Origin of the sequence: Mangrovibacterium sp. (assembly GCF_041596335.1) — a bacterium.
GTDB lineage: Bacteria > Bacteroidota > Bacteroidia > Bacteroidales > Prolixibacteraceae > Mangrovibacterium.
Genome location: NZ_JBFHIT010000094.1, coordinates 1 through 9,369, shown reverse-complemented (window position 1 = coordinate 9,369; position 9,369 = coordinate 1). Strand labels below are relative to the sequence as shown.

At 45.0% G+C, this 9,369-nt stretch carries 6 protein-coding genes; all 6 read right to left on the bottom strand.

Features of this window, described 5'->3' with window-relative positions; all coding sequences use genetic code 11:
* On the bottom strand, positions 1 to 2,557 hold a 2,557-nt coding region (locus tag ABZD21_RS19360), incomplete at its 3' end, for an HYR domain-containing protein (protein WP_372776780.1).
* A gap of 1,265 nt (positions 2,558 to 3,822) precedes the next feature.
* Positions 3,823 to 4,047 (bottom strand): hypothetical protein, encoded by a 225-nt coding sequence (locus ABZD21_RS19355; protein ID WP_372776779.1) that lies wholly within the window; start codon positions 4,045 to 4,047, stop codon positions 3,823 to 3,825.
* A 57-nt stretch (positions 4,048 to 4,104) separates the two neighbouring features.
* Complete coding sequence (locus ABZD21_RS19350) at positions 4,105 to 5,325, bottom strand: aminotransferase class V-fold PLP-dependent enzyme (protein WP_372776778.1); 1,221 nt, start codon at positions 5,323 to 5,325, stop codon at positions 4,105 to 4,107.
* A 446-nt stretch (positions 5,326 to 5,771) separates the two neighbouring features.
* Positions 5,772 to 7,130, bottom strand: a complete 1,359-nt coding sequence (gene sufD / locus ABZD21_RS19345) for a Fe-S cluster assembly protein SufD (protein ID WP_372776777.1) — start codon at positions 7,128 to 7,130, stop codon at positions 5,772 to 5,774.
* A gap of 1 nt (position 7,131) precedes the next feature.
* Complete coding sequence (gene sufC, locus ABZD21_RS19340) at positions 7,132 to 7,881, bottom strand: Fe-S cluster assembly ATPase SufC (RefSeq protein WP_372776776.1); 750 nt, start codon at positions 7,879 to 7,881, stop codon at positions 7,132 to 7,134.
* A 98-nt stretch (positions 7,882 to 7,979) separates the two neighbouring features.
* Positions 7,980 to 9,369 (bottom strand): Fe-S cluster assembly protein SufB (gene sufB, locus ABZD21_RS19335; protein ID WP_372776775.1); only part of this gene is annotated, 1,390 nt, incomplete at its 5' end.

Sequence of the window (9,369 nt, the reverse complement as noted above, 5' to 3'; positions counted from 1 at the left end):
TTACTGTTACAGTGAAAGTACATTCGTCGTAATTGCCAGTTGGGTCAGTTGCTGTAGCGGTTACCGTCGTTGTGCCAACAGGGAAGTATGATCCTGAAACTTGGCTGTATGTGATTGTTGCGTTGCAGTTATCCGTTGCCGTTGCGTTATTGTAACTTACGATGGCACCACACGCGTCATCATCGACATTTTTACTGACATTGTCCGGGCATTTTGTTATTAATGGAGCTTCATCGTCGGTTACGATAACATTAAAGCTGCAGGTTTCACTTCCGCAACTATTTGTTGCAGTTACAGTCACTATTGTAGTTCCAACATTAAAGGTTTCTCCGCTTCCACTTCCTGAAACACTTCCTGTCGTCGTTGCTCCAGCAAATATATAAGTATAAGTTGGAGCGGGGCTTCCCGATGCAGCGACCGTATAAGTGGCAACCGCATCACAACGTCCTGCGGTCGTGTTCAGATTAATTGGGGATGAAGGACAATCGGAGAATACAGGTGCTGTATTGACAGTAACCGCAGCAGTTCCGGAAACTGTTCCTGCTAAGTTCGCGTCGGCTATTGATACCAAAGTGTAAGTACTTGTTGCTCCCGGTGTAACAGTCAATGTATATGGACTACTGGCAATCCCTGAAATAGTATGGTTCGAACCGTCATTATAAACCACCTCCCAAGGCGCTGCTCCGGTCAAGTTAATCGTTAACCCAGCTGATCCTCCTTCGCAAATGGTCGGCGAACCCGACAGTGTTGCGGTTGGCTCCTCTAGTGCGGAAAGGGTCAGACTATTCGAACTTAATCCGGTAATGATGATCGCTGTCCCGTCGATCGAGGCGTTGGATAATTCCGTCCAGCCCGAGTTGTAAGAAGCTAAAAGCATGCTCGATGCACTGCCTGTATTTGGTTTGTAAATAGACGAGGGTGTTGCGATCTCTAAATCATATTGAGAAATACCTGCACTAGTAGAAATCTGCCAGTATCGGTCAAGATAAGTCGAGGAATTTTGATCGCTTGGATGCTTGCTCTCAACCATATTCATAGTAATGGTTTGTCCGGCACCATAACCGCTTATGTTCGAAAACGTGGCGGTCGACACATCTCCATTTGTGTCAATTAAATCAACAGCAATGCTTGAGGCGTCAGCAGGTAGTGTTAGTGTAAAGCCTGCCAGGCTAATTTGACTTCCCGACGATAAATTCAAGTTTCCGTCAATGGTAAGCGATTGCGCCAATTTCAGGTTTGCATCATTGGTTGTTGTGATATTGGGAATTGGGATAGCACTGTTGATAATAAACGTCTGATCGGCAGTGGCATCTCCAAATTGGAATAGACCGTTTGAAATCGACTTTGTGCCGTTAGGTAAACTCGAAGCTGCAAATTGTAAATCGACAGCTGTCGTTGCCGTACTTGGGTTTTCGAAAATTATAGTTCCCGCGGTGAAACTAAAATAGCCATTGGCTGTGACGTTTAGCGTTCCGTAGCTGGCTAGGCCATTGCCCACAGTCGCCAGCTTGATTGTGCCGCCTTCAATGGTTATTCCCGATTGTATCCCCGATCCGCCGTCACTCAGGGTTCCTCCGGCGGAATTGTGCAGACGCCCTGCAATATTTACTGTACTGCCACTCTTGACAATAAAAGCTCCATCGGTGTTGGTTTCAATGCTGTTGCCCGTTGAGCTGCCAAAATTTGCAATCCCACCATCAATGCGAATCAATCCTTTGTTATTGATGGTAAAGGCTCCGGTATTGAGGGTTCCCCCGCTCTTGACTTCAATACCAGCGCTTGCCGGGAGGATATGGGGTGGACTGGTTGATGGATTAAGATTGCTAATTGATGTTGTACCACTGTTAATTTGCAATAGCCCATTTTCAAGCGAAAGGGTATTGACTACGATACTTGAATTCACGGTGACCACCGAGCTCACATTCGACCCGGCATTGATCGTAAGTACATTAAAGCTGGTGGCAGATGCTCCGGAAATAGTTGAGCCCGCGCCATTTAAAACCACGGTTCCGGAGCCTTTGGTAAAGGTGCCGTTATTCGTAAAATTGCCGCTAACCGTAAGTGTATTTGCCGAATTAAAAACTAATGTGCCACCGAGTTCGATGGTCAGGTTTTTGCATACTGCATCGCTATTTATGTAAACAGTATATCCATTGGGGATTATGATATCGGTAGTCGAAGTGGGGACTCCATCCGGATTCCAGGTTGCAGCCGTATTCCAGTCGCCACCATTAACGTCGGCTGTTGGTGGAGGGGGCAGAGCCAGCACCAAAGGCGAAAGTGCATCTGTTGCTTTCGCGACTGGTTCTGTTCCGGTGTTGCTGTTATTAAGCCATTGAATAGCGTTTGTTTCAATGGCGAATGGATTTGTTGAATGGTCTGTGGTGCTTTGATTTCTGAGCGTAATCTCGTGGGTGTTTGTTGTGTAACTGTCAGAGGGGTAGGTTGTTGTGGGGGGTGTTTCAGTTTTGTGGATAGACAAAGCAAACATGTCTGCGGCAGATTCTGATTCTGCTCCATCAGTTAGTTTAGATGTACTCATAGCAAGAATGACCATAAGCAAGCATTCCACGCACACCCAGCTCTTTGCTTTTACCACGCTTTTAACCATAAATAATGAGATAAACCAGCTCTCAGGAACATACAAACATTAGGTCTAGCTGCTAACTATTTGCACGTTCTCAATCAATTTACAACATCTAATTCAATTACACATAAGAAATCGGTACTTTTCAACACTTTTTTATGAAATTATGCCCACAACATACTGCGTCAGATCAGAATAACCTGCTCAGAATGGGCGTAATACCAAAAGTCTCGAAGTGCGGTTTCTTCAAATTCGCCTTCTCGAAAGTCTGTTGTATGGTCTCAGTATTATGATTTTCGCATTTAGGTAACTTTCTCTCATCTCTCTCTAGCTTTACTTGCAAAATCATTTAATTGGCTCAAAGATAGTTATATGTGACTATTTGCAGCCAATCAAAAGTGAAAAATAACCTGCGTTTACAACCCGTCAAACGACCGTATATGCGGTCGCTTAAATAATTGGTTGATTGTCAGCTGGTTTATTCTATACATAGATTAATTACAAATTTGGTGAAATGGTAACCCCCGGAAGATCATTATATTGAAAGAACTTCAAAAAAAGATGACCAAAAGGGCGGCTGGTATTGGTTTTTCGGACAAGAGGTTGGGGGGCGATTTTATTGGGAGGAACACTGTGGTACAGAGCATTTGCCAACCTAAGAGCTTCAAAATCCTGAAGAATCAGCGATTTCCGATCGAGGATGGTCGTTTCAACAGATTGCCACCCGCTTCGTACCTCGCGGTCGCAATGACGATTATAGCAGCGTTATCGCTAGAATGCACAGGGAGAATCGACTTGGAGTCGATTCCTTAACTAGTCCGGTATTGGGATAGGCCCCAGCACCTGGAAGGATGACCACGACCAAAGCGCCTGAACGATCCTGAAAGGATCGAACGATTCATCACCCCCAATCGAATTGGGGGATGCGAAGACACAATATAGCTGGCAACCCCGGAGGGGTTGAACAGGAACATCCTAAGTCGGTTGAACACCTTCTGCTTTCTGCCAGCCCACAACCTTTCGGCTAGGGTTCCACAGGTAGCGATGCACCTTGCAGCCCTCCGGTCTGGAATACCTGTGCAGCTGTGAGAGTTGTTTGCGATTAATTTAAACTTACTACGGGCTGGTTTTCGAGCGCCTGGTTCTAAGCTACGAGCCCACAGCCCAACAGGGTGAAGGCGCCGGTTCGAGGGAAGTCCGACTAATTTTGAGTGATCGTTAGCGAAGGAGAGCGGTTAATCGTTTTCGTTTGGCCTTGGTGTATTGTCTTTTTCAAGCGACTTTTTCAACCTCGACGCATTAAACCAAGTCATTCCGGCGCCAAAAAAGATGGTCATGAAAAGTGTTTTACCCAGATCAAACTCGCCCTTGTCAATATAATCCCAAACGGACATGATCACTCCGAAGGATAGTCCGGTAACTAAAAAGGTTCGCCAATAGAGCTTGGTTAGTTTTGTCATAATCGATGAATGATCCGGTTTGCAATTCGGTCGCGTAAATGTGATTCGAAAGTTGAATTAACTCAACATCATCACCAGCTTTTTGAGTGCGACAATAAATTGGTCGATTTCGTCGAAGGTATTGTAAACCGCAAACGAAATTCGGATGGTTCCCGACACACCATAGTGCTGCATCACCGTATCGGCGCACAAGCGACCCGAGCGGACAGCAATACCCATTTTGTCGAGCATGGTGCTAATGTCGAACGAGTGAATCCCTTCAATATTAAAGGTGATGACACCCGATTTCTCCGGCTGTGTTCCGTAGATTGTCATGCCCTGAATGCTGAGTAGTTTTTGGGTGGCATACTGCAACAATTCGTGTTCGTAACGCGCAACTTCAGCTACTCCCAGGTTTTCGAGATAGCTGATGGCTTCGCCAAAGGCAACTACACCGGTTATGTGCGGCGTTCCGGCTTCAAACTTATAGGGCAGATCGTTAAACGTGGTTTTCTCGAAACTTACCTCCGAGATCATCTCGCCACCACCCTGATAAGGTGGCATCTGATCGAGCAGTTCTTTTTTTCCGTACAGAACGCCAACACCATTGGGCCCGTACATCTTGTGTGCCGAGAACACATAAAAATCGGTATCAAGCGCCTGTACATCAACGGGCAGATGCTTAACCGCCTGCGCCCCGTCAACCAGCACTTTCACTCCTTTTGCATGGGCTTTTTCAATAATCTTATCGACCGGATTAATCGTTCCCAGAGTATTGGCAACATGCGCCACAGCAATCAGCTTTGTTTTTTCCGTAATTAGTTCATCCAGCTTTTCAATCATCAACCGGCCGTCATTGTCGAAAGGCAACACGCGGATTTTGGCTCCTTTACGTTGGGCCATCATTTGCCATGGAACAATATTCGCGTGATGTTCCATTTCCGAAACAATTAGCTCGTCACCTGCCTCTATAAAAGCTTCTCCAAAGGAAAAAGCCACCAGATTGATGCTTTCGGTTGTTCCTTTGGTGAAAATGATTTCTTCGCGATTGGCGGCATTCACAAATTTCTTCAGCTGGTCGCGAACAGCTTCGTAGGCAATTGTCGCTTTATCGGCTAAAAAATGCGCGCCCCGGTGAATGTTTCCGTAGTATTCGAGGTGCAATTGCTCTTCTTTTTTTAACACCTGAAGTGGTTTTTGAGAGGAGGCTGCGCTGTCGAAATAGATCAGTGGTTTATTGTAAACCGTTTGTTCCAGAATCGGAAAGTCTTTGCGTATGCGGGCAATATCGAGAGTCATGTGTTCGGATTTTAATGCTGATTGACAAAGCTACAATTTTTTTATTTAGACAATGTATTTCGCCAATACTCCTGCCCGAGGTTAACAAATCTTGAACATGAGAAACGAAGCAGATAAAATTGAAGGGTGTACAAAGCTGCCTGAATAAGCTTGTGAAAAACACCCCGGCAGCGATTGGAGTGTATCAATTGCAACAGCCTTTTACATTTTTTTCTGTTGACTGAGAAGAATCTTTCTTGACGGTAGCTCTTCAAATTCCCGGCTGAATTGGATGGAAAGGCAGCTATTTCGCCAGTATAAAATTCAACCCAAACTAATGGCTGATGTTTGCCGCATTCGAACAGTCTTTAAGCAGGGAACCTAAATTCAACTTTAAATGAAAAGAAAAGCAGGTGTCTAAAATTCTAGAACCTGCTTTTATATCTGTTTGTATGATTTAAATGACGCTATTTGCAAGCATGGCATTTGCCTAGTTCGCCTTTCAGACGTCGTTCAACCAATTCATCAATTCGATCGCGTAACGGTTCAACACGAATTTCCTGCACCACTTCATGTGCAAATGCGTTCATTAGCATCATGCGGGCATCACTTTCACCAATACCACGAGCCTGCAGATAAAACAACGCGTCCATGTCAATTTGACCAATCGTTGCACCATGACTACATTTCACATCATCAGCATCAATAATCAGCTGAGGTTTTGTGTTCATCTTAGCGGTATCGGTTAGCAACACATTGTTGTTGCGTTGGAAAGCATTTGTTTTTTGAGCTTCACGAGCGACATGGATCCGACCGGTGAAAGCTCCCACCGACTCCTCGTTAAGTACATTTTTATATAGCTGATTGCTTTCACAATTCGCCTTGTTGTGTTGAATGTTTGTGAAATTATCCACATGCTGGCGCTTGTCGGTGAAAGCCATTCCGAACACACTTGCTTCAGCGTATTCACCATCGAGGCTTACCACAAGATTATTACGGATGAGGCCTCCGTGTAGAGTTGTTACTCCCGACAAGAGGTTCGACTTTTCACCCAGCTTAAAGAATGCCGAGTTAACCGCGTTCGATTTATCGTCTTGGTTTTGAATGGAATAAACATCAACTACCGCTTGGTTGCCTACAAACACTTCTGTTACATTATTTAGCAGGCAATCGAATGAACTCAGCGTGTGATCGCAAAAAATTACCTTCGCTTCGCTGTTGTCTCCGGCGATAATTAAGTTGCGCTGAGTTGAAAAAACAGGTTCATCTGCATGAGTCAGATTGATCACCTGCACCGGCTTTTCAAATTTTACATTCTCCGGAACGTACATGAAAAATCCGTCTTGCGCAAAGGCGGTATTTAAGGCCACGATTGGATCGTTGGAAAGTGCTGCCTGACGATTCAGGAAATTCTCCATCAATTCGGGATGATCTAGCGCAACCTGCTTCAAACTGCCAACCACAACTCCTGCGGGCAGATCAACAAGTTCTTTATTGCGGGCATAGTACCAGCCATTAACCAATAAGATGGTATGGGTGTCGAGCAGCGGAATATCGCAACGAAATACTTCGTTCAGGTCGACATCTACTTTTTCGTATTCAAGTATATGTTTGTATTCTTTTCCAAAAACACGCTCGAGGTTGGTGTATTTGTAATCCTCGTTTTTAAAGCCGGGAATTCCCACCTCTTCGAAGCGTTTCATGGAAATATCGCGCATACGGTTCAGCAATGGCGACGAACCGGCATCGAGGACAGCTCGCTTTGCCTGATAAAGTTCGCTGTACTTTTCGCTGACTGCTTTTTTATTTATTAGCGTTTGAGTCATCTTAAACCAATTCTTTTTTAATCCAGTCGTATCCTTTTTCCTCCAACTCCAGAGCCAGTTCTTTGCCGGCCGACTTCACAATGCGTCCGTTGTATAATACGTGCACAAAATCGGGCACGATGTAATCGAGCAAACGTTGGTAGTGTGTTATGACGATAACGGAACGCTCAGGGCTTTTCAGTGCGTTTACACCTTCAGCAACGACACGCAACGCATCGATATCCAATCCGGAATCAGTCTCATCCAGGATCGCTAGTTTGGGCTCGAGCATCGCCATCTGGAAGATTTCATTTTTCTTCTTTTCGCCACCCGAGAAACCTTCGTTGACCGAACGGTTTGTGAGTTGCGAGTCCAGATGAAGCATATCTTTCTTTTCGCGCATTAGCTTCAGGAATTCACCGGCAGTCAATGGTTCCAGCCCTTTATACTTGCGGTGCTCATTAATCGCAGTCTTCAGAAAATTCACCATAGGAACACCGGGGATCTCAACCGGATACTGGAAGCTCAGGAATAATCCTTTACGAGCGCGTTCCTCAGGAGACAATTCCAATAGATCGTCACCCAGGAAAGACACTTCCCCTTCTTCAATTTCGTACCCATCACGGCCCGACAGTACATTTCCCAACGTACTTTTCCCGGCACCGTTTGGTCCCATTATCGCGTGGATTTCACCTGGTTTAATTTCCAGGTTGATTCCTTTCAATATTTCTTTGCCTTCAACTGAGGCTTTTAAATTCTTTATTGTAAGCATATCTGTTATTATATTCCAGGTTTCAATTTCTTATTTTAATGTTTTAGGTTGAAAATCTCCCGACAGGAGACCAGCCAGCCCATTTTTTTTTGCAACGACTAGCCAACACTTCCTTCAAGGCTGATTTGCAGAAGTTTTTGCGCCTCTACAGCAAACTCCATCGGAAGTTTATTCAATACTTCTTTGGCATATCCGTTTACAATCATTCCGATTGCATCTTCGGTTGAAATACCTCGCTGGTTACAGTAGAAGATCTTGTCTTCACCGATTTTTGAGGTTGTTGCTTCATGTTCAATGATGGACGATTTATTGGCCACTTCGATATATGGGAACGTGTGAGCTCCACAATTAGAGCCGAGCAACAGCGAATCGCACTGCGAGAAGTTACGGGCATTAGAGGCTCCGGGCATCACTTTTACCAGTCCGCGATAAGCATTGTCGCTTCGTCCGGCTGAGATCCCTTTTGAAATGATCGTACTTTTCGTATTCTTGCCAATATGAATCATTTTTGTTCCGGTATCGGCCTGTTGGTAATTGTTCGTCAGCGCAACCGAGTTGAACTCACCGATTGAATTATCTCCCATTAAAATACAACTTGGGTATTTCCAGGTAACAGCAGAACCGGTTTCAACCTGTGTCCAGCTAATTTTTGAAGATTCGCCCCGGCATACACCACGCTTGGTCACAAAATTGAACACGCCACCTTTCCCGTTTTTATCGCCGGGGTACCAGTTTTGAACCGTAGAGTATTTGACATCGGCCCGATCGAGCGCGATGATTTCCACCACTGCAGCGTGTAGCTGATTTTCGTCACGCATCGGGGCGGTACATCCTTCGAGGTAACTCACATAACTGTCATCGTCAGCAACGATCAGTGTACGCTCAAACTGCCCTGTTCCGGCGGCGTTGATCCGGAAATAAGTCGACAATTCCATCGGGCAACGTACTCCTTTGGGGATATAGCAGAATGAGCCATCGGTAAAGACGGCCGAATTCAAGGCTGCAAAAAAGTTGTCGGTGACCGGAACAGCCATGCCCAGGTATTTTTTGATTAGATCCGGATGTTCTTGCACGGCTTCAGAGAAGGAACAGAAAATAATTCCTTTCTCAGCCAGCGTTTCTTTAAAGGTTGTTTTTACCGACACACTGTCGATTACAGCATCAACGGCAACACCTGATAATATTTTTTGTTCTTCGAGCGGAATACCCAGTTTGTTGAATGTTTCCAACAAATCCGGATCAACTTCGTCCAGACTTTCGTATTGTGGTTTTTTCTTCGGGGCAGCATAATAGATAATTTCCTGAAAATCGATCGGTGGGATTTTCAGATAGGCCCAATTGGGCATCGTCATCTTCTGCCATTTTCGAAATGCCTCCAGACGAAAGTTCAACATAAATTCAGGCTCGTTTTTCTTCGCTGAAATAATTCGGATAACATCTTCACTCAATCCCTTGGGAATGGTATCCATATCTAATTCGGAAGTAAAC